This window comes from Actinomadura madurae, from assembly GCF_047130825.1.
Taxonomy (GTDB): domain Bacteria; phylum Actinomycetota; class Actinomycetes; order Streptosporangiales; family Streptosporangiaceae; genus Spirillospora; species Spirillospora madurae.
Map to the genome: position 1 here is coordinate 9,379,328 of NZ_CP083237.1, position 20,249 is coordinate 9,399,576.

Genomic DNA, 20,249 nt, shown 5'->3' on the forward strand with positions numbered 1-20,249 from the left:
CACAAAGGCATCATCCCGGCGCGGCGCCGGCGTCAGTCGGGGACGGGGAGATGCGCGTAGAGGTCCATCGCGTCCACGGACGACGGCAGATCGCTCACCTGGCCGTCGCCGACCTCCACGACGCGCCAGACGCCGTCCGCGCGGCGCGCCAGGTCGGTGGTGATGAACCTGCACCCCAGGGCGCGGACGGCCGGAGCCACCGCGTCCAGATCGGGATCGAGGTCCACGCCGGGACTGTCCGGGTGCGGGCCCACCAGCGCGGGCTCACCGTCCACCCACCACACGCGCGCCTCGCCCTCGTCGTACTCCTCGAACTCGCGCACGACGAGACCGCCCGCCAGGTAGTCGTCCCGCAGCGCGACCATCTTCGCCGCGATGTCGTGCAGCCGCGAGAGGTTCTTCACGTCCGGGACGTAGCACGCCTCCTCCCACTCGTGCTTGCACGACTTCACGTAGTCCTTCACCACGGCGGGGCCGCTGCGCAGCGGCTTGACCAGCTCGCCCAGCTCGTTCAGGTCGCCGGGATCCTGGCCGGTTCCGAGCGGACGCCACACGCTGTGCGGCGTGAGCCCCGCGAACGTGTCGTGCCATCCCGGCAGCTCGTGCGCGCGCCGGTAGTCGTCCGGGTGCGTCAGCAGGATCGTCCCGCGCTGTTTCAGGGCGGCGGCCATCGCGCCGTACTCCTCCGCCGACACCATCCAGCCGCGGTACCAGACGGGCCCCAGGTTGGCGGGCACCGCCTCGACGGCGTCGTCGGCGTCGCCGCGCCGCAGCGCGTCGTGGTCGACCAGGACGATCTCGCCGTAGTGGTCCCGCACGGCCGCGGCCTCGCGGGCGAAATGGGGGTCAACGCGCCGGGGATGGATCGGATCGACGCAGAAGAGGACGGTCAGCGTCATGATTGGAACCCTCCGTCGACGCCGCCAGCGTACGGGGTCCGGACCAGGAAGCGCACGGAGATTCCACCCCGAATCGGCGGACCGGACGATGATCGAACGGATGTTCGGTAAGCTGGTCGCGGCCGGCGGCCTTATCCACAATTCGCGCCGGACTCGAAAAGTGTCGGTGGCCCGCCGTAACGTCGCCCTCGACATCGCACCAGCGGCCGAGAGCCGACATCACGACCGAGAAGGACATCTCAATGGCAGCGAACGACCGGGAGAAGGCTCTCGAGACCGCACTCGCCCAGATCGAGCGCCAGTTCGGCAAGGGATCGGTCATGCGGATGGGCGAGGAGGCGCGGGCGCCCGTCGAGGTGATCCCCACCGGCGCCATCTCCCTCGACATCGCGCTCGGCATCGGCGGCCTGCCCCGCGGCCGCGTCGTCGAGGTGTACGGCCCCGAGGGCTCCGGCAAGACCTCCATCGCGCTGCACGCGGTGGCGAGCGTGCAGAAGCTGGGCGGCATCGCCGCCTTCGTCGACGCCGAGCACGCGCTCGACCCCGAGTACGCCGCCAAGCTCGGCGTCGACATCGACGCCCTGCTGGTCTCCCAGCCCGACACCGGCGAGCAGGCCCTGGAGATCACCGACATGCTGATCCGCTCCGGCGCGATCGACATCGTCGTCATCGACTCCGTCGCCGCGCTCGTCCCGCGCGCCGAGATCGAGGGCGAGATGGGCGACAGCCACGTCGGCCTCCAGGCCCGCCTCATGTCGCAGGCCCTGCGCAAGCTCACCGGCGCGATCAACCAGACCAAGACCACCGCCGTCTTCATCAACCAGCTCCGCGAGAAGGTCGGCGTCATGTTCGGCTCCCCGGAGACCACCACCGGAGGCCGGGCGCTGAAGTTCTACGCCTCCGTCCGCCTCGACGTCCGCCGGATCGAGACCCTCAAGGACGGCACCGAGGCCGTCGGCAACCGCGTCCGCGTCAAGGTCGTCAAGAACAAGATGGCCCCGCCGTTCCGCGTCGCCGACTTCGACCTGCTCTACGGCCAGGGCATCAGCCGCGAGGGCGGCCTGATCGACCTCGGCGTGGAGCACGGCTTCGTCCGCAAGTCCGGCGCCTGGTACACCTACGACGGCGACCAGCTCGGCCAGGGCAAGGAGAACGCCCGCAACTTCCTCAAGGCCAACCCCGACATGGCCGACGGCATCGAGAAGAAGATCAAGGAGAAGCTCGGCATCGGCCCGAAGGTCGACAAGGAGGCCGAGCCCGCCGCGCCGGACGCCGCCCCCGAGGCCCCCGCCGCGCCCGTGGCGGCCCCCGCCAAGGCCGCCGGACGCAAGGCGGCCAAGGCAAAGCCGGGCGATTCCTGACCAAGAATCCCCCGATAAGGGTGACTCTTGACGAAGAGTGAGCGATGATCTCGTATGCAGGGCGGCGGCGCCTTACCCGGCATCGCACGACCGGTGCACGGACCTTCCCCGATGGCGCCGCCGCTCCTACGCGCCCCCACAGCGGGCCGCGCTCCACCCGCCGGGCCCCGCTCCACCGCGGGGCTCTGCTCCACCCGCAAGGCTCTGCTCCACCCGCGGAGCCCTGCTCCACCCGCCGGGCCCTGCAACGCCTCGACGCGGCGCATCACGAGACCGAGCGCGAGCCTTGGGGCACCTCGCAACGTGTCACGCGTCCCCGCCGTCGCGTTCATCCGACTCCACGCCTTCGACCGCCGCGCCTTCGACCGCCGGGCCTCCGACCGCCGTGCTCCGGCCGCCGGGCCTCCGACCGCCGTGCTCCGGCCGCCGGGCCTCCGACCGCCGTGCTCCGGCCGCCGCGCCTCCGGCCTTGCGGTGACGCGACCTGCGGTGACGCGACCTGTGCCGGCTACCGACCTGTGGACGTAGGAGGAGGAGGGGGTTGATGAGCGGGACGCCGTCGAGTCCCTCGACGCCGCCCGGGAACTCGCGCGGGCGCCGAGGCGACGCGCCGGCCGACCCCGAGGCGAAGGCCCGGGAGGCCTGCCTGCGCCTGCTGTCCGCGTCCCCGCGGACGCGGGCCCAGCTGGCGGACGCGCTGCGCCGCAGGAACATCCCCGACGACGTCGCCGAACGGGTCCTCGGCAGGTTCACCGACGTCGGGCTGATCGACGACGAGGCGTTCGCGCAGGCCTGGGTGCAGTCCCGCCACACCGGCCGCGGGCTGGCGAGGCGCGCCCTCGCCGCCGAGCTCCGCCACCGCGGCGTGGCGGACGACACCGTCAACGAGGCCGTCGAGTCCCTCGACCCCGCCCGGGAAGAGGAGACCGCCCGCGCCCTCGTCACCCGCAGGCTCCGGGCAACCCGAGGCGCCGACCCCGCCAAGCGCATGCGCCGCCTGGTGGGCATGCTCGCCCGCAAGGGCTACCCGCCCGGCCTCTCCTACCGGGTGGTCAAGGAAGCCCTGGCGGAGGAGGGCGCCGACCTGGACTCCGTCCCCGACCCCCAAGAGCCCCTCGACTGATCGTTGACGGGGCGACACGCCCGTGCGCGGGGATGGGTTGCTCGGGGGTGACGGGGGCGGACTCTGACCGGGGGACGGGTGTGCAGGTCGCGGGGGGTGTGGATGGTCAGGGGGAGCGGTAAGGAAGGACTCACGCGGACGTTCGGTTAGTCCGGAATGCCCAACGTTTGCTTGCTCATTACCTCTATGCCGCTTACCGTTACGGCAGTGAGGAGTTACTCCGCGTCTTGCGGATTGCCATACGACCGAGCACGTTCCAGCAGCTGAGAGGCGTACAGGGCAGGATCGTCGACCGGATACGGCCGGGTCGCCGGGGGCGCGCCGCGCGCGGTCCCGCGATGTCGTGCATCCGCGCGCGAGTAAATCCTCGCTAGGCAGGGCCCCGCAAACCGGACGGGCCCGCGGCGAGGAAGGATCTGCCTCATGGAGAGCGTCCTGCTGGGTGCAGCGCTGCTGGTGACCCTGGTCGCTCTCGTGATCGTCATCCTGCGGCGCCCCGGCATGCCCGGCAAGGCGGCCGCGGAGATCGCGCTGGCGCGCGGCGAGGCCGACGAGATCAGGGCGCAGGCCCGGCGGGACGCCAAGGAGCTCCTGGAGAAGGCCGACCGCGAGGCGCAGCAGATCGCCGTCGCGGCGCGCGCGGAGCTCGACGAGGAGGGCCGGACCCTCCGGGACGACCTGCGGACCATCCGGGAGGACCTGGAGCGCCGGGAGGCGCGCCTCGCGGAGCGGGAGCAGCGGCTGGACGGGGAGGTGCGCCGGCTGGAGGAGTGGCAGGGGCGGCTCGCCGAGACCAAGAAGGCCCTGGAGGCCCGCAAGGAGGAGCTCGACGGCGTCGCCGAGGAGCGGCGCAGGGTGCTGGAGCGGGCGGCCGGCCTCACCGCCGGGCAGGCCAAGGGCGAGCTGGTCGCGGCGATCGAGAACCAGGCCAAGCGGGAGTCCATCCCGATCGTCCGGGAGATCGAGAACAGCGCGCGGGCGGAGGGCGAGAAGCGCGCCCGCAAGATCGTGACGCTGGCGATCCAGCGGGTCGCGAGCGAGCAGACGGCCGAGTCGGTCGTGTCGGTGCTGCACCTGCCGAGCGACGAGATGAAGGGCCGCATCATCGGCCGCGAGGGCCGCAACATCCGGGCGTTCGAGACGACCACCGGCGTCAACCTGATCATCGACGACACGCCCGAGGCGGTCCTGCTGAGCTGCTTCGACCCGGTGCGGCGCGAGGTCGGGCGGCTGACCCTGGAGAAGCTCGTCCTGGACGGCCGGATCCACCCGCAGCGCATCGAGGAGATCTACGAGCGCAGCCGCAGCGACGTGGAGCAGCTGTGCGTGCGGGCCGGCGAGGACGCCCTGGTCGAGGTCGGCATCGCCGACATGCACCCGGAGCTGATCGCGCTGCTCGGGCAACTGCGGTACCGGACGTCCTACGGGCAGAACGTGCTCAAGCACCTGATCGAGTCCGCGCACATCGCGGGCGTCATGGCGAGCGAGCTGCGGCTGCCGGTGGAGGTCGCCAAGCGGTGCACGCTGCTGCACGACATCGGCAAGGCGCTCACCCACGAGGTGGAGGGCAGCCACGCGCTGATCGGCGCCGAGATCGCCCGCCGCTACGGCGAGCACGAGGACGTCGTCCACGCGATCGAGGCGCACCACAACGAGGTCGAGGTCCGGACGGTGGAGGCCGTCCTCACCCAGGCCGCGGACGCGGTGAGCGGCAGCCGGCCCGGCGCGCGCAGGGAGTCCCTGGAGGCCTACGTCAAGCGGCTCGAACGGCTGGAGGAGATCGCCCGCGCCAAGCACGACGGCGTGGAGAAGGTCTTCGCGATGCAGGCCGGGCGGGAGATCCGCGTCATGGTCAAGCCCGACGCGGTCGACGACATCCAGGCGCAGGTCATCGCCCGCGACATCGCCAAGCAGGTCGAGGACGAGCTGACCTACCCGGGCCAGATCCGCGTCACCGTCGTCCGCGAGTCGCGGGCGATCGAGTTCGCCCGCTGACCCGCGCCCGTTCACGATTGGGCCCGGTCCCCGCCACCTCCCCCCTTAATGATCAAGGGGTGGTCGGCGGAAGGATCATGATGCGCAAGGTCGCCATCCTCGGAAGCGGGGCCGTGCTGGCCGCGGCGGTCGCCCTCACCGGTGTCGCCCAGGCCGCGCCGGAGCATGCGGGCGGGCGGGACCACGCGGTGGTCGTCGGGCACCGCGGGTCGCCGGGGCAGGCGCCCGAAGAGACGCTCGCCTCCTACCGCAACGCCGTCCGCGAGGGGGCCGACGTCCTGGAGGGCGACGTCCAGCTGACGTCCGACCGCCGGATCGTGCTGCTGCACGACGACACGCTCGCCAGGACGACCAACGTGGAGGAGGTCTACCCCGGCCGGGAACCCTGGCGGGTCGGCCAGTTCACGCTCGCCGAGATCAAGAGGCTCGACGCCGGCTCGTGGTTCGACTCTCGGTTCAAGGGGCAGCGGGTGCCGACCCTGAAGGACCTGCTGTCCGTCGCGGGCGAGCGGACCGGCCTCAGCCTGGAACTCAAGTCGCCCGCCAACAGCCCGGGCGTCGCCACGCTGCTCGCTCAGGAACTGAACGCCGCGAAGCTCACCGACGGCCGGACGCTTCCGTCGGGCGCCTACCGGGTACAGGTCCACTCACGGGACCAGGCGGCGCTCAGGGAGTTCCACGCGTCCGCGCCCAAGGTGCAGCTCTCCTACCTGACCGGCGGCAGGATGCTCGCCGACGACGAGCTGGACGCCCTGAAAGGCTGGACGATCGGCGTGTACGCGCACCCGAGGGCGACGAGCGCCGCCGACGTCGGGCGCGCGCACCGCAGGGGACTGAAGGTGATCAGCGACCCGGTCGACAGTCCCGCCGAGGTCTCGATGGCCGCGAACCAGGGCTACGACTGGGTCACCACGAACTTCGCCGCCGCGGCGCGCCGGATCCTGGACGGCCGGAAGCCGTTCCCCGCCGCCACCGGCGTCGTCGTCGACAGCGTCTTCCCCAACCCGAGCGGCGACGACGTCCAGCCGGAGAACAGCGAGCACGTGGTGCTGCGCAACACCACGTCCCGGCCGATCGACGTGAGCGGCGGCCACCTGCGCGACCAGGGGAGCAACCTCATGAGGATCGGTGCCGGGTACGTGATCCCGCCCGGCAGCCTGCTGCGCGTCCACGTCGGCCCCGGGACGAACCGTCCCGACGCCTACTACAACGGGCTGACCGCGGGCTTCCTGAACAACACCTCGGGCGACACCGTGTCGTTCTTCGGCGCCGGCCACTCACTGATCGACATCTACTCCTACCTCGTCCCCTGAGCCGTCACCCGACGGTCAGGGGCACGGGCTCCACTCCGCGCGGCTCGAAGCCCAGGGTCTGGCCGTAGAACGCCAGCTCGGCCTCCAGGCAGCGGATGACGGTGGACGCTTTCCGGAAGCCGTGCGACTCGCCCTCGAACGTGAGGTAGGCGTACGGCATCTTCTTCTCCGCCAGCGCCATGGCGAAACGCTCGGACTGGTCCGGCGGCACCACCGGGTCGTTCAGGCCTTGCAGGAGCAGGACCGGGCAGGCCGTCCTGTCGGCGCGGTTGAGCGGCGACCGCTCCTCGTAGGCGCGCTCGAAGCCGGGCAGGGGGCCGATGAGGCCGAACAGGTAGTGCGACTCGAAGTCGTGGGTCGCCTCGACGAAGCTCTGCAGGTCGCTGATTCCGAAGTAGGACGTCGCCGCCTTGAACACGTCGGTCTGCGTGACGGACGCGAGGGTCGTCCAGCCGCCCGCGGAGCCGCCGCGGATCGCCAGCCGCGCGGGGTCGGCGATGCCGCCGTCCACGAGGGCCCGCGCGGCGGCCACGGCGTCCTCGACGTCCACGACCCCCCACTGGCGGCGCAGGCGCTCCCGGTAGGCGCGGCCGTAGCCGGCGGACCCGCCGTAGTTGACGTCGACGACGCCGATGCCGCGGCTGGTGAAGTACGACCGCTCCAGGTCGAGCGAGGTGCTGACGCGCCCGGTCGGGCCGCCGTGCACGAACACCACGTACGGGGGCAGCTCGCCCTCGGGCCCTGCCGCCTCCGGGTTGGTCGGCGGGAACACGTAGGCGTGGACGGGACGGCCGAACGGCCCTTCGAGGCGCTCGGTGCGCGGCTTGGAGAGGTAGGCGACGTCCGGCAGCTCGGCCATCTCGCGGCGCAGCCCCTCGACGCGCCCGGTCGTGGTGTCGACGCGCACGACCGACGTCGGCAGGTCGGGCCCGCCCGCGATCCCCACGATCGTGGTGCCGTCGGTGGACAGCTGCGTCGCCCAGTTCCGGTACGGGACCTCCACGTCGACGAGGTCGAGCGTGTCGGTGTCGTAGATGCCGAGCCGCAGGTCTCCCTCACCGTGCAGGACGGCGAGGCGCCCGTCGCCGAGCAGCGCGTACGGCATGCCGCCGAGCTGCCACAGCGGCCCGGTGAACTCCTCCTCGGCCGGGTACAGCGCCTGCGGCGACTCGCCGTGCAGGCCGACCTGGTAGATGTTCCACCAGCCGGGCCAGTCGGAGATCACGTAGAGGGACTCCTCGTCGCGCCACAGCGGCGCCACGGCCGACTCGGTGAGGCCGCCCTTGACGGTCCGGGGCGCGACCGCGGCGCCGTCCTCGATCGCCGCCGCCCGCACCTCGGTGCCGTCCCAGGGCATGCGCGGGTGGTTCCACTGCACCCACGCCAGGTGCCCGCCGCCCGGGGACGGCGCGGGGGAGGCGTAGAACTGCGCGCCGGTCACCAGCTCGCGGATCGCGCCGGCGTCCGTGGCGGCGGTGCCGTCGAGCGGGACGGCCACGATGGCGCGCCGGATGCCGGCGGCGTCCGCGGGCGCCTCCGCGCCCTCCTGCGCCGGCGCGGCGATGTGGCCCTCGCAGACGCACCAGATCTCCGTCCCGTCGGGGGACAGCACGTAGTCGGCGAAGCGGAGCCCCGCCGGGACGGCCGGCTCGGGCGTCAGCGGGTACGGCTTCGGGTCGCCCTCGTCGAGCCGGTGGAGCCGCTGGTCGTCGTAGTTGGAGAACACGATCGACCAGCCGTCGCCGGTGCGGACCGGCAGGTACGACCGTCCGCCGTACTCGTGGACGCGGGTGCGGGCGTCCCAGGGCGCCTGCAGCAGCTCCGTCCGGCGACCGCCCTTCAGGTGGATGACCGTGGTCCGCCCGCCCTCCTCGGGCCGGGTCTCCTGCCACCACACGTCATCGCCCGCGACGGTGGGAAAACTGAGGCGCAGCCGGGCGCGGGCGACATCGGCCGCAGAGATGGGTGAAGGCCATGAGCCGTAGGGGAGGGTCGCACGAGCGGTCATAACAGGAATCGTCCCGCATACGGGTATCGGTTGGGGCCATGACGGGCCGTTTGACGTCGGAAAGATACAAGGCCGCCGGACGGAAACCCGCCGGTAACACGGCTGCGCGGCTCCGGCCCGCCCGCGCACCGGCCCGCCGTGACAGCGAAGGGCGCCGCCGGAGCCGGCGGCGCCCTCCCGGACGAGCGAACCGTCAGACCGACGGGACGCCCTGATCGGCGACCCCGACGCCGGCCGCCGGCGGCGGGCCGGCCGTGCCCATCGTCTTGGCCTCGGTCTTGCGGCTGCGGCGGCTGCGCGCCTCCAGCCACGTCGCCACCCGGCTCAGCGACATGTTGATCGCGATGTAGATGATCGCGACGATGATGCCGGCCTGCAGGACGTTGTTGCTGTAGTTGGCGGGGACCTGCTTGAAGCCCGCCTGCAGGAACTCGCCGTAGGCGATGATGAACCCGAGCGCGGTGTCCTTGAGCAGGACGACGATCTGGCTCACGATCGCCGGCATCATCACCGTGATCGCCTGCGGCAGCAGGACGAGGCGCATCACGCCGTTCTTGCGGAGCCCGATGGAGTAGGCGGCCTCCGACTGCCCCTTCGGGATCGACAGGACGCCGGCGCGCACCACCTCGGCGAGCACCGAGCCGTTGTACATCGTCAGGCCGAACACCACCGCGGCGAACGCGGGCACGGTGACCGTCCCGGCGTTGCTCTCCACCCCGAAGATCGAGAAGAAGTAGTCCACCGACATGCGCTGGAGCTGCCCGAACGGCGACTCGGCGATGGTCGGGCTGATCTTGTTCGGGACGAAGAACGCCAGGAAGATCAGGATCAGCAGCGGGATGCCGCGGAAGAACTCGACGACGGCCCCGGCCGGCACCCGGATCCACCAGTGGTCCGACAGCCGCGCCAGCCCGAAGACGACGCCGAACAGCAGCGCCAGCACGGTGGCCACCGCGGCGGCCTTCAGCGTGTTCATCAGGCCGGGCAGGAGCAGGTGCCGCCAGACCGTCCACTCGGTGAACGGCGTCCACAGCTTGCTCTCGAACTGGCCCTTGTCGTTCAGCCGCCAGACGAGGGCGGCGAAGATCGCGACGAGCACCACGGACACGATGGCGGTCAGCGCCGTGTTCCGGGCGCGCGCCCGCGGCCCGGGAATGTCGAAGAGTACGGTCGCTTCCTTGCTCACCGCGCCACCGCCATCCGCTTAGCCAGCCAGCCGAAGAAGTAGCCGGTCGGGAGGGTGAGGATCAGGAACCCGATGGCCACGCCGAGGAACAGCGGGATCACCCCGTTGGCGAACGTGGGCTTGTCGACGATGGTCTTGGTGACCAGCGCCACCTCCGCGTAGCTCGCCGCGGCCGCCACCGTCGTGTTCTTGATCATCGCGATGAACACGCTGCCCAGCGGGGCGATGATCGCGCGGAAGGCCTGCGGCAGGATGATCACCCGTAGCGACTGGGTGAAGGTCAGCCCGATCGAGCGCGCCGCCTCGGCCTGCCCCAACGGGACGGTGTTGATCCCGGAGCGGAGGGTCTCGCAGACGAAGGCCCCGGTGTAGGCGGAGAGGCCGAGGACCGCCCACCAGTAGTAGGTGGTCGAGGAGTTCTCGGAGAACTTCAGCGCCAGGATGTCGTTGAGGCCCAGGCTGCACATGAGCAGCACCAGGGTCAGCGGCGTGTTCCGCACGACGTTGACGTAGCCCGTGCCGAAGGCGCGCAGCACGGGGACGGGCGCGACGCGGAAGCTCGCCAGCAGCGTTCCGATGATCAGCGAGAGCACCGCGGCCGCCGCCGCGAGGCGGATGGTCGCCCAGAAGCCCTGCATGATCTCGTTGAAGTTGTCGAAGAACGGGCTGAAGTCAAACATTGCTCAGCTGTTTCATGGCGTTCCAGCAGGGGTCAGGCCATGCCGGTGCGCCCCCGGGTCGTGCGGGGGGACGCACCGGCGTGACGGGCGTCATGCGCGGCCTGGGATCAGGCGCAGCCTTCCATCTGCGGGACGGTCGTGACGAGCTTCAGCCCGGTGCCGGCGAAGTGCTTCTCCAGCAGGGTCTTGGCGGTGCCGTCGGAGTACATCGTGGTGATGGCCTTGTTGACGGCCTCGCAGGTCTCGGTGTCGCCCTTCTTCAGGCCGACGCCGTACTTCTCGTCGGTGAAGGGGTCGTTGATGACCTTGAAGGAGCCCTTCTGCTGGTTGGCGAACCCGGCGAGGATCAGGTCGTCGGTGCTGACCGCGTCCAGCGCCTTGGACTTCAGCTTGCTCACGCACTCGGAGTAGCTGCTCGCGTCGACCAGCGTGACGCCCTTGATGTTGAGCTTGCCGTCCGGCGGGCCCTCGGTGACGCGGCGGAAGGAGTTGGACCCGGCGGCCTTGCACAGCTTCTTGCCCTTGAGGTCCTGGGCCTTCTTGATGGCGTTGTCGTCGGTCCGGACCATCGTGTCCTGGTGGGCGACGTAGTACGGCCCGCCGAAGGTCACCTGCTGCTTGCGCGCGTCGGTGATGGAGTAGGTGGCGATCACCAGGTCGACCTGGCCGCCGCCGAGGAACGACTCGCGGTTGGCGGAGGTGGTCTCCTTGAAGGTGATGCCGCTCTCGGGAACGCCCAGCGACTTGGCGATGTACTTGGCGACGTCGACGTCGAAGCCGTCGAAGGTGCCGTCGGGCTTCTTCAGCCCGAGCGCCGGCTGGTCGAACTTGATGCCGATGGTCAGCTTCTTGTCGTCCTTGGCCTTCTGGACGACCGTCTTGGCCTCGGTCTTCTCGGTGTCGCTGCCGCACGCGCTGAGCGCCAGTGACAGCGCCATCCCCGCCCCGATCAGGGCGCCGAAACGACGTACTCGCATTTCTGGTCCTACCTCTGCTCTCTGCCGGAGCCCCGCGGCTCAGTGCGTGAGGATCTTGGAAAGGAAGTCCTTCGCGCGCTCGGTGCGCGCGTTCGTGAAGAACTCGTCGGGAGTGTTCTCCTCCACGATCTGGCCGTCCGCCATGAACACGACCTTCTGGGCCGCCCTGCGCGCGAAGCCCATCTCGTGCGTGACGACGATCATCGTCATGCCCTCGCGGGCCAGCCCCGTCATGACGTCCAGGACCTCGTTCACCATCTCCGGGTCCAGCGCCGAGGTCGGCTCGTCGAAGAGCATCACCTTGGGCCTCATCGCGAGGGACCGCGCGATGGCGGCGCGCTGCTGCTGGCCGCCGGACAGCTGCGCGGGGTACTTGTTCGCCTGGTTGGCGATGCCGACCCGGTCCAGCAGCTCCATCGCGTGCTTCTGCGAGTCCTGCTTGTCCTGCTTGCGGACCTTCACCGGCCCGAGCATGACGTTGTCCAGGATCGTCTTGTGGGCGAACAGGTTGAACGACTGGAACACCATGCCCACGTCGGCGCGGAGCTTCGCCAGTTCCTTGCCCTCCTTGGGCAGTTCCTTGCCGTCCACGAGGATCTTGCCGCCGTCGATCGGCTCCAGCCGGTTGATCGACCGGCACAGGGTCGACTTGCCGCCGCCGGACGGGCCGATCACCACGACGACCTCACCGGAGTTCACGGTGAGGTTGATGTCCTTGAGGACGTGCAGCTCGCCGAAGTGCTTGTCGACGTGCTCGACCACGACGAGGGGCCGGTCACCGTCGGTGCCCGGCTCCGGGGTGGAGTCCTCCGGCCCGGTCTTGGTGAGGTCGGGCCCGCTTTCGCTGTCCGTCATGCGCTCGGACTTTACGTCATGGCCGTCATCGCCTGAGTTGCCGCGCGGTACCGATACGATCACGAATCCCCATGTCGGACGGGGTCCTTCGTGGCGGAGAGTGATCATCAAAGCTCGGCGGGGTGCCCGCGAACCCGTTCCGTCATGTCGCGCACGGCCCGTACCCTTGGTAACCGTCATGAGTGCGCCTATGGAGACGGCCACCCGTACGTACGAGATCCGTACCTACGGGTGCCAGATGAACGTCCACGACTCCGAGCGGCTGTCCGGGCTCCTGGAGTCGGCCGGGTACGTCCGCGCGGAGGACGCCGAGCCCGACGTGGTGGTGTTCAACACCTGCGCGGTGCGGGAGAACGCCGACAACCGGCTCTACGGCAACCTCGGCCATCTGAGGCCGGTCAAGGACGGTCATCCGGGCATGCAGATCGCCGTCGGCGGCTGCCTGGCGCAGAAGGACCGCGACACCATCGTCAAGCGCGCACCCTGGGTGGACGTGGTGTTCGGCACCCACAACATCGGCTCGCTGCCCGCGCTGCTGGAGCGGGCGCGCGTGCGGCGCGAGGCGCAGGTCGAGATCGAAGAGTCGCTGGTGACCTTCCCCTCGACGCTGCCGACGCGCCGGGAGTCGCCGTACGCGGCGTGGGTGTCGATCTCCGTCGGCTGCAACAACACGTGCACGTTCTGCATCGTCCCGTCCCTGCGCGGCAAGGAGAAGGACCGCCGCCCCGGCGAGATCCTCGCCGAGGTCGAGGCGCTCGTCTCCGAGGGCGTCCTGGAGGTCACCCTCCTGGGGCAGAACGTCAACGCCTACGGGTCGGGCTTCGGCGGTCTCGCCGACGCGCCCGGCGAGGTGCGCGCCATGACGGGGAGCGGGCAGTCGGCCTTCGCCGGGCTGCTGCGCGCCTGCGGCGGTGTCGACGGGCTGGAGCGGGTCCGGTTCACCTCCCCGCATCCGAAGGACTTCACCGACGACGTCATCGCCGCGATGGCCGAGACCCCGAACGTGATGCCGTCCCTGCACATGCCGTTGCAGTCCGGGTCGGACGCGGTGCTGCGCGCGATGCGCCGGTCGTACCGGCAGGAGCGCTACCTCGGCATCATCGGGAAGGTCCGGGAGGCGATCCCGGACGCGGCGATCACCACCGACATCATCGTCGGCTTCCCCGGCGAGACCGAGGCCGACTTCGAGGAGACCCTGCACGTGGTGCGGGAGGCCCGCTTCGCGTCGGCGTTCACGTTCCAGTACTCCAAGCGCCCCGGCACCCCGGCGGCGACCATGGACGGGCAACTGCCCAAGGAGGTCGTCCAGGAGCGGTACGAGCGCCTGATCGCCCTCCAGGAGGAGATCTCCTGGGCGGAGAACAGGAAGCAGCTCGGCCGCACCCTGGAGGTCCTGGTCTCCGAGGGCGAGGGCCGCAAGGACGAGGCGACGCGCCGCCTGTCCGGCCGCGCCCCCGACAACCGCCTGGTCCACTTCGGCGCGCCGGACCGGCCGGTCCGTCCGGGCGACATGGTCACCGTCGAGGTCACCTACGCCGCGCCGCACCACCTGGTCGCCGACAAGCCGGTCCTGGACGTCCGCCGGACGCGGGCGGGCGACGCGTGGGAGGCCCGCCGGGAACAGGGCGGGCAGAAGGGCGTCTCGCTCGGCATGCCGTCGATCGGGCGGCCCGCCGAGGTCCCGGCGCCCGTGTCGGGCTGCTCGGCCCGTCCCTGACTCCGGCATGATCGGGTCGGTGCCGGTGACCGGCCCGTCTTCAAGGAGGCAGCGTGCTCGTAGCGGCGGCGGTGTGCCCGCATCCGCCCATCATCGTCCCGGAGATGGCGGGGGAGGCCGCGCCGGAACTGGACGCGCTGAGAGCCGCCTGCGACAGGGCCGTCCGCTCTCTGTCCGGGTGCGACGCCCTGATCGTGGTCGGGGGCGGGACGGAGACGCGGGCCTACGGACCGGACGCGTACGCCACGCTCCGGCCGTACGGTCTCGACTGGACGAGCCCCGGCGAGCCCGAGGACGGCGCCGAGGCGCTGCCGCTCTCCCTCACCATCGGGCACTGGCTCCTGCGACGGCAGGGCGTCGAGGCGGGCGCGCGCTACCAGGCGGTGGCGTTCGACGCCCCGCCACGGGAGTGCCTGACCCTCGGGGCCGAACTCGCCGGGTCGGGCGAGCGTGTCGCTCTCCTCGTGATGGGCGACGGGTCGGCGGCCCGCTCGGAGAAGGCGCCCGGGTACCTCGACGAGCGCGCGCTCCCGCACGACCGGCGCGTGGCCCGCGCCCTCGGACACGCCGACGCCGCCGCCCTGGCCGCCTTGGACCCGGGACTCTCCCGGGACGTCCAGGCGGCCGGGCGGGCGGCGTGGCAGGTGCTCGCGGGAGCAGCCGCCGGCGGAGCCTTCAGCGGCGAGCTTCTCGCCGACGAGGCGCCGTACGGAGTCGGCTATCTGGTGGCCGGCTGGTCACGAACCGGCGGGTCGTCCGCCTAGGACGGCTGGCCGCCGCCCTGGCCGGGCTGGCCGGGCTGGCCGGGCTGGCCGGGCTCGCCGCCCTGGCCGCTCTCGCGGTCGATGTAGTTGCCGGCCTGATCCTGGGCCTTGTCGGTCTTGTCGGCGTACCTGCCGCCGGTGCGCTGGTCGAACATGTCCCCGGCCTTCTCGGTGCCCTGCTTGGCCTTGTCGGGGTGCTGCCCGAGCATCTGCTTGACCTTGTCGACGATGGACATACCGAATTCCCCCCGGATCCCTCGTCTCGATCGGTGCGGCGCGGGTCCGCGCGGCACCCGTACAACCCGGCTATACCCGTTCTGTTGCCACAATCATCTCGTGACCCCATCCAATGACCCTGCCGCCGTCGCTGCGGGGACGCCGCCCCCGGTCGCGCGCCCCGGCCCCGGCGTGCTCGCGGTCGTCGGCGCCACGGCCGCCGGCAAGTCGGACCTGGCCGTCGAGCTGGCCCTGCGGCTGGACGGCGAGGCGGTCAACGCCGACTCGATGCAGCTGTACCGCGGCATGGACATCGGCACCGCGAAGCTGTCCGCGGCCGAGATGCGCGGGATCCCGCACCACCTGCTGGACGTCTGGGACGTGACCGAGACGGCGAGCGTCGCCGAGTACCAGCGGCTGAGCGCCGGGGCCATCGCGGACATCCGGGGCCGGGGACGCCTCCCGGTGCTGGTCGGCGGCTCCGGCCTGTACGTCCGGGCGGCCCTCGACCACATGGAGTTCCCCGGGACGGACCCCGCCGTCCGGGCGCGCCTGGAGGCCGAGCTGGCCGAGGCCGGGCCCGCGGCCCTGCACGAGCGGCTGCGCGGGCTGGACCCGGCGGCGGCGGAGGCGATCCTGCCGAGCAACGGCCGCCGGATCGTCCGGGCCCTGGAGGTGATCGAGATCACCGGCCGCCCGTTCACCGCGACCCTGCCCGAGCATCGGTACCGCTACGACGGGGTCGTGCAGATCGGGTTGAGCGTACCTCGCGACGTGCTGGACGAGCGCATCGCGCTGCGCGTGGGGCGGATGTGGGACGCCGGCCTGGTCGACGAGGTCCGGGCGCTGGAGAAGCGCGGCCTGCGCGACGGCCTGACCGCCGGACGCGCCCTCGGGTACGCCCAGGTGCTCCGCTTCCTCGCGGGGGAGTGGACGCAGGAGCAGGCCCGGGAGGACACCGTCCGGACGACGCGGCGGTTCGCCCGCAGGCAGGAGTCGTGGTTCCGCCGCGACCCGCGCGTCCGGTGGCTTCCCCACGACGCGCCCGACCTGGTCGACCGCGCGCTCGCCCTGCTCGGCTGAGCGGTCCGTGGAGCCCAATATGATCGGGGAATGCGGTTCGTCAAGGGGCACGGCACAGAGAACGACTTCGTGATCCTGCCCGACCCGGACGGCGTCCTGGACCTCACGCCGGACGCCGTGGCGCGGCTGTGCGACCGGCGGGCGGGCATCGGCGCGGACGGCGTCCTGCGGGCCGTCCGGACGAAGGCCGCCGAGGTCGAGGCCGACGCCGAGTGGTTCATGGACTACCGCAACTCCGACGGCGGCATCGCCGAGATGTGCGGCAACGGGATCCGCGTCTTCGCCCGCTACCTGGTCGACGAGGGGCTGGCCGCGCCGGGCCAGTGGGACGTGGCGACCCGCGCGGGGCTCCGGCGCGTCACGCTCGGCCCGTCCGGCGACGTGAGCGTCGACATGGGCCCGCCGGAGCTGCTCGGACGCGGCGAGGCGTCCCTGGCGGGGACGGGCTTCACCGGGGAACGGGTCTCCGTGGGGAACCCGCACCTGGCGTGCCGCGTGGACGGCCCGGTCGCCACGCTGGACCTGTCGCGCGCGCCGGACTTCGATCCCGCGGTGTTCCCCGAAGGGGTGAACGTCGAGTTCTTCCGCCCGCTGGGCGAACGGCACGTCGAGATGCGCGTGTACGAGCGCGGCTCGGGCGAGACCCGTTCGTGCGGGACCGGGACGGTGGCGGTCGCCGCCGCGGCGTCCTTCGCGGCGACCGGAGGCCTCGGCGGGCCCGGGGGCGCCGCGTGGACGGTGGACGTCCCCGGCGGCAGCGTGACCGTCACCCTCGACGGCGAGACCAGCCATCTCAGGGGCCCGGCGGTGCTGGTCGCCGAGGGCGAGACGCGCCCCGGCTGGATCTAGCGAAATCCCCGTCTCACCAGGGATTGCGGCGCGTCGGGGGCGGTCCCGGCACGAACGGGACAGCTGTCCCTCACCGCCGGGACCTTTCAGCGCATAACTTCTTTCTTGCACACCCTCTGGTGAATGGCCCGTATGGACCGGGATGGGAGCCCCGGAGCCGTACGGAGCCTGAGGGCCGGTGGCGACCTTCTTGGCGGGGGGCGGTCACCGGCCCTCCCACCGGGTGGACGCCGGGCTCAGGGATGGACGCCGTTGACCGGCAGCCTGGCGCGGACGAGAGTCCCGCCCCTCGGGCCGGGCCCCACCGTGCAGGATCCGCCGAGTTCGGCCGCGCGCTCGCGCATCGAGGACATGCCGATGCCGGAGCGCACCTGTGCGGGAAGCCCGACGCCGTCGTCCCCGACCGTGACGTGCAGATCGCCGTTCAGGTACAGCCGGACCTCCGCGCAGCCCGCGTTGGCGTGCCGGTGGACGTTCGTCAGCGCCTCCTGGACGATCCGGTACGCGGCCACCTCGGCCGCGGCCGGCAGGCGCTTCAGGTCGCCCTCGACGTGCACGTCCACCTGCGGGCCGTCGCCGGTGGCGACGACGCCGCCGAGCGCTTGGATCGCGCCTTCCAGGCCGAGGTCGTCCAGTGCGGGGGGACGCAGGCCGTACACGAGCTCCCGGATGTCGCCGATGGTGTGTCCCATGGTGGCGCGCAGCTCCTCCAGAAGCTCGTCGGCCGCCTCCGGGTCGGTCTTCAGCGTGATGCGCGCGGCGTCGACCGTCATGGCGAGGCTGGCGAGGGTCGGGCCGAGCCCGTCGTGCAGGTCGCGGCGCAGCCGGCGGCGCTCCTCCTCCCGGGTGCGCAGGATGTGCTCGCGGGACCGCTGGACGTCGGCGGCGAGCCGGGCCGCGTTCGCCAGCTCCGCGAGGTTGCGGGCGAGGACGCCGGACAGCCGCGCGTCGGGGGTGCGGGTGACGCCGAACAGCAGCCGCCCCACCGGCTCGCCGTGCCACACCAGCGGGATCAGCTGCGGCCGTTCGCCGAGGACGCCGTCCTCCGCGGAGATGGTCCGGCCGTCGCGGTCCAGCACCTCGAGCGCGACCCCGGTCGCGTGCAGGGCCGAGCGCGCCACCTCGGCCGCGACCGCGAGCGCGGCGCCCGGGTCCGCGGCGGTCTGCAGCCGCCGGTTGAGCCGGTCGGCGATCCGGTACGGGTCGCGCTCGCCGTGGATGAACCCGTCCACCGTGCGCTGCAGCCGCCGCCGGACGGGCTCGAACACCGCGCCCGCGACGATGGCGCCGGCGAGCCCGGCGAGGGTGCCCCTGCCGTGCGCGAGCAGGCTGGCCGTGCCGACGAGCGCGAAGTACACGCCGGTGATGACGACCACGAGCCCGGCGTAGACGAGGGTCCGGCTGACCACGAGGTCGATGTCGTAGAGCCGGTACCGGGTGATGGCGATGGCGATGCAGATCGGGACGGCGACGATCGTGATGTTGCGCAGCGGGTCGCCGATCGGGCTGTTCTCGCCGGCGAAGATGATCGCCTCGGCGACCAGGCCCGGGTAGACCACCCAGCCGATCTGGCGCCGCACGTCCGGCGGCGACTGCACGAACCGCACGGCGATCGAGAACAGGCCCGCGGCCAAGGAGAGGAGGATGATCGCGCTGATCGCCAGTGGGATCCGGTCGAACGGGTAGACCGAGACGCCGTTGTGCCAGCGCCGCACGTCCGGGTCGATGGTCAGGTGGACGCAGACGATGACCGGGACGAGGCAGGCGAGGACGAGCACGGGACGGAACCAGCGCGACACCAGCCGCCCGTCCGGGAAGATCAACGGCAGGATCAGGGTCAGGGCGTAGGTGTCAACGGCCCACAGCCAGGTCGCGAGCCACTGGACGAACCCGGTCGCGGGCCAGCCGTGGAGCTCGAACCACGGGCCGAGGTTGAGCGCCAGGACGTACACCGACGCGCTGAACCCGGACCCGACCATGAGCCAGGCGACCTTCAGGCCGGGCCGGTGCCGCAGCAGGACCGCCCCGACCGGGGTCCAGGCGAGCGCGACCAGGATCTCCGGGTGCCACCACACCATCCGCAGGCCGGAGGGCAGCCGGGCGCCGACGGCGAGGGAGGCGGCGACGGACGCGACCGCGGCCAGCGCGAGGAGAACGCCCACGCGCCTCGCTCCGCGGTCGTGTTCTTCCGTCTCCATGAAGCCGCTCCCCGCCCGAAAGTAATGGAATGTTAAAACGTCCTGCTCCCTGTCCTGCAGTAAAAAGGGCGTCCGCCTCAGGACACCGGGATCCGGCCCGGTGGACACTGGCCCGGTCACGGTGTACGTGCGCGTGCACGTGATGGTAACCGCGGAACCCGGCGAGTTGAACGGAAGGCGCAGGTCAGAGTGGCCCGGATGGGGGGCGGGCGGCCGGGGGCGCGCCGCGTTCGCCGGCCGGGCGGTACGGCGCAGGCGGCGCGGCTGAGCTCTGACAGGGGCGGGTTCGGCCGCCGCCCGCGCCGACCGGGCGGGCCGGCGGACCGGCAGCGGGGTCAGGCCAGCAGAGTCAACATGCTGTCGCGGCTCAGCGCCCGCACTCCGCGCCCCACCTCCTCGGGGGAGAAGTCCTTGAGGACGAGGCGCTGGACGAGGAATCCGGGCATGAGCGAGAACAGCGTCTTGGCGGCGGCCTCGATGTCGATGTCGGCCGGAAGCAGGCCGGCCTCGACCATGCGGCGGATGTAGGCCGTCCACGTGCGGCGCAGGCCGGCGACGTTCTCGGCGACGTACGTGGCGATCTCGGGATCGTGCAGGGCGAGCGCCCACGCCTGGGGGGCGAGCCGGAGCGGGCCGTCCTCGCCGGACAGCTCGACGACCTTGCCGGCGAGGCGCTCCATGACCTGGTCGACCGGGAGCAGGGGCTCGCTGCGGCCGAGCTCGTCGAAGAAGGCGTGCAGCTCGCCGACCACGGTCGCGACGTTCGCCTCGATGATCTCGTTCTTGCTCTTGAAGTACCGGTAGACCGCGCCGGCGGAGAGCCCGGCCTCGGCGAAGATGTCCTGCATGGACGTCTCGTGGATGCCCTTGCGGACGAAGCACGCGCGGGCCGCCTCCAGGATCTGGCGGCGGCGGCGCTCCAGGTGCTCTTCGCTCACTCTCGGCATGGCGCCAATATAAAACGAACGTCCGTTCTTGACAAGCGGGGACCGCGGTGCGACCCTGGCCAACATAAGAGAACGGAC

At 71.7% G+C, this 20,249-nt stretch carries 17 protein-coding genes; 8 read left to right on the forward strand and 9 right to left on the reverse strand.

Annotated elements, in window-relative coordinates:
- Nucleotides 1-32: 32 nt before the first annotated feature.
- Entirely contained in the window at nucleotides 33-899 is an 867-nt protein-coding gene (locus K8Z49_RS43975) for an ATP-grasp domain-containing protein (protein WP_021592963.1), read from the reverse strand.
- A gap of 242 nt (nucleotides 900-1,141) precedes the next feature.
- Here K8Z49_RS43975 and recA point away from each other — a divergent pair, with 242 nt between their 5' ends.
- The 4 genes from recA (at nucleotide 1,142) to K8Z49_RS43995 (ending at nucleotide 6,691) form a co-directional block, all read left to right on the forward strand.
- Nucleotides 1,142-2,260, forward strand: a complete 1,119-nt coding sequence (gene recA, locus K8Z49_RS43980) for a recombinase RecA (RefSeq protein ID WP_075019707.1) — start codon at nucleotides 1,142-1,144, stop codon at nucleotides 2,258-2,260.
- Nucleotides 2,261-2,804: 544 nt separating this feature from the next.
- Nucleotides 2,805-3,383, forward strand: a complete 579-nt coding sequence (gene recX / locus K8Z49_RS43985) for a recombination regulator RecX (RefSeq protein WP_021592966.1) — start codon at nucleotides 2,805-2,807, stop codon at nucleotides 3,381-3,383.
- Between the two features lie 423 nt (nucleotides 3,384-3,806).
- Nucleotides 3,807-5,378 carry a ribonuclease Y gene (gene rny, locus K8Z49_RS43990; RefSeq protein ID WP_412516919.1) on the forward strand — a complete coding sequence of 524 codons (1,572 nt, stop codon included), beginning with the start codon at nucleotides 3,807-3,809 and terminating at the stop codon, nucleotides 5,376-5,378.
- Between the two features lie 77 nt (nucleotides 5,379-5,455).
- Nucleotides 5,456-6,691: a glycerophosphodiester phosphodiesterase family protein gene (locus K8Z49_RS43995; RefSeq protein WP_412516920.1), complete on the forward strand. Its 1,236-nt coding sequence runs from the start codon at nucleotides 5,456-5,458 to the stop codon at nucleotides 6,689-6,691.
- Between the two features lie 4 nt (nucleotides 6,692-6,695).
- Here K8Z49_RS43995 and K8Z49_RS44000 read toward each other — a convergent pair whose 3' ends face one another.
- The 5 genes from K8Z49_RS44000 to K8Z49_RS44020 form a co-directional block, all read right to left on the reverse strand.
- Nucleotides 6,696-8,699: a prolyl oligopeptidase family serine peptidase gene (locus tag K8Z49_RS44000; protein ID WP_024934623.1), complete on the reverse strand. Its 2,004-nt coding sequence runs from the start codon at nucleotides 8,697-8,699 to the stop codon at nucleotides 6,696-6,698.
- Between the two features lie 193 nt (nucleotides 8,700-8,892).
- On the reverse strand, nucleotides 8,893-9,885 hold the full coding sequence (locus tag K8Z49_RS44005; protein ID WP_021592970.1) for an amino acid ABC transporter permease: 993 nt from the start codon (nucleotides 9,883-9,885) through the stop codon (nucleotides 8,893-8,895).
- The gene (locus K8Z49_RS44010) at nucleotides 9,882-10,565 is read right to left on the reverse strand and encodes an amino acid ABC transporter permease (protein ID WP_021592971.1); all 684 of its coding nucleotides are present in this window, start codon (nucleotides 10,563-10,565) and stop codon (nucleotides 9,882-9,884) included. Before K8Z49_RS44010 ends, K8Z49_RS44005 begins: the two co-directional genes overlap by 4 nt.
- A gap of 107 nt (nucleotides 10,566-10,672) precedes the next feature.
- Nucleotides 10,673-11,542, reverse strand: a complete 870-nt coding sequence (locus K8Z49_RS44015) for a glutamate ABC transporter substrate-binding protein (protein ID WP_024934622.1) — start codon at nucleotides 11,540-11,542, stop codon at nucleotides 10,673-10,675.
- A gap of 39 nt (nucleotides 11,543-11,581) precedes the next feature.
- Nucleotides 11,582-12,304 carry an amino acid ABC transporter ATP-binding protein gene (locus K8Z49_RS44020; protein WP_033330668.1) on the reverse strand — a complete coding sequence of 241 codons (723 nt, stop codon included), beginning with the start codon at nucleotides 12,302-12,304 and terminating at the stop codon, nucleotides 11,582-11,584.
- Between the two features lie 271 nt (nucleotides 12,305-12,575).
- On the opposite strand from K8Z49_RS44020, the gene miaB reads away from it, so the two are divergent.
- Together miaB and K8Z49_RS44030 are read left to right on the forward strand one after the other, a co-directional pair.
- The gene (gene miaB / locus K8Z49_RS44025) at nucleotides 12,576-14,114 is read left to right on the forward strand and encodes a tRNA (N6-isopentenyl adenosine(37)-C2)-methylthiotransferase MiaB (RefSeq protein WP_412516921.1); all 1,539 of its coding nucleotides are present in this window, start codon (nucleotides 12,576-12,578) and stop codon (nucleotides 14,112-14,114) included.
- Between the two features lie 53 nt (nucleotides 14,115-14,167).
- On the forward strand, nucleotides 14,168-14,878 hold the full coding sequence (locus K8Z49_RS44030) for a hypothetical protein (RefSeq protein WP_412516922.1): 711 nt from the start codon (nucleotides 14,168-14,170) through the stop codon (nucleotides 14,876-14,878).
- Here the strand turns inward: K8Z49_RS44030 and K8Z49_RS44035 are convergent.
- Nucleotides 14,875-15,114: an antitoxin gene (locus K8Z49_RS44035; protein ID WP_075019711.1), complete on the reverse strand. Its 240-nt coding sequence runs from the start codon at nucleotides 15,112-15,114 to the stop codon at nucleotides 14,875-14,877. The genes K8Z49_RS44030 and K8Z49_RS44035 overlap by 4 nt on opposite strands.
- A gap of 172 nt (nucleotides 15,115-15,286) precedes the next feature.
- Here K8Z49_RS44035 and miaA point away from each other — a divergent pair, with 172 nt between their 5' ends.
- Both miaA and dapF read left to right on the forward strand, forming a co-directional pair.
- The gene (miaA, locus tag K8Z49_RS44040) at nucleotides 15,287-16,177 is read left to right on the forward strand and encodes a tRNA (adenosine(37)-N6)-dimethylallyltransferase MiaA (RefSeq protein WP_021592977.1); all 891 of its coding nucleotides are present in this window, start codon (nucleotides 15,287-15,289) and stop codon (nucleotides 16,175-16,177) included.
- Nucleotides 16,178-16,207: 30 nt separating this feature from the next.
- Nucleotides 16,208-17,026 (forward strand): diaminopimelate epimerase, encoded by an 819-nt coding sequence (dapF, locus tag K8Z49_RS44045; protein ID WP_412516923.1) that lies wholly within the window; start codon nucleotides 16,208-16,210, stop codon nucleotides 17,024-17,026.
- A 236-nt stretch (nucleotides 17,027-17,262) separates the two neighbouring features.
- Here the strand turns inward: dapF and K8Z49_RS44050 are convergent, their stop codons facing one another.
- Both K8Z49_RS44050 and K8Z49_RS44055 read right to left on the reverse strand, forming a co-directional pair.
- Nucleotides 17,263-19,224 (reverse strand): histidine kinase, encoded by a 1,962-nt coding sequence (locus K8Z49_RS44050; protein WP_412516924.1) that lies wholly within the window; start codon nucleotides 19,222-19,224, stop codon nucleotides 17,263-17,265.
- A 335-nt stretch (nucleotides 19,225-19,559) separates the two neighbouring features.
- Nucleotides 19,560-20,171: a TetR/AcrR family transcriptional regulator gene (locus tag K8Z49_RS44055; protein WP_024934619.1), complete on the reverse strand. Its 612-nt coding sequence runs from the start codon at nucleotides 20,169-20,171 to the stop codon at nucleotides 19,560-19,562.
- Nucleotides 20,172-20,249 lie beyond the last annotated feature (78 nt).

Bases quoted from the DNA above. Each gene is read 5' to 3' on its own strand.
- K8Z49_RS44055 (WP_024934619.1), bottom strand. From the start codon at position 20,171: ATGCCGAGAGTGAGCGAAGAGCACCTGGAGCGCCGCCGCCGCCAGATC.
- recA (WP_075019707.1), top strand. From the start codon at position 1,142: ATGGCAGCGAACGACCGGGAGAAGGCTCTCGAGACCGCACTCGCCCAG.
- miaB (WP_412516921.1), top strand. From the start codon at position 12,576: ATGAGTGCGCCTATGGAGACGGCCACCCGTACGTACGAGATCCGTACC.
- recX (WP_021592966.1), top strand. From the start codon at position 2,805: ATGAGCGGGACGCCGTCGAGTCCCTCGACGCCGCCCGGGAACTCGCGC.
- rny (WP_412516919.1), top strand. From the start codon at position 3,807: ATGGAGAGCGTCCTGCTGGGTGCAGCGCTGCTGGTGACCCTGGTCGCT.
- K8Z49_RS44015 (WP_024934622.1), bottom strand. From the start codon at position 11,542: ATGCGAGTACGTCGTTTCGGCGCCCTGATCGGGGCGGGGATGGCGCTG.
- K8Z49_RS44035 (WP_075019711.1), bottom strand. From the start codon at position 15,114: ATGTCCATCGTCGACAAGGTCAAGCAGATGCTCGGGCAGCACCCCGAC.
- K8Z49_RS44050 (WP_412516924.1), bottom strand. From the start codon at position 19,224: ATGGAGACGGAAGAACACGACCGCGGAGCGAGGCGCGTGGGCGTTCTC.
- dapF (WP_412516923.1), top strand. From the start codon at position 16,208: ATGCGGTTCGTCAAGGGGCACGGCACAGAGAACGACTTCGTGATCCTG.
- K8Z49_RS43995 (WP_412516920.1), top strand. From the start codon at position 5,456: ATGATGCGCAAGGTCGCCATCCTCGGAAGCGGGGCCGTGCTGGCCGCG.
- K8Z49_RS44000 (WP_024934623.1), bottom strand. From the start codon at position 8,699: ATGACCGCTCGTGCGACCCTCCCCTACGGCTCATGGCCTTCACCCATC.
- K8Z49_RS43975 (WP_021592963.1), bottom strand. From the start codon at position 899: ATGACGCTGACCGTCCTCTTCTGCGTCGATCCGATCCATCCCCGGCGC.
- K8Z49_RS44010 (WP_021592971.1), bottom strand. From the start codon at position 10,565: ATGTTTGACTTCAGCCCGTTCTTCGACAACTTCAACGAGATCATGCAG.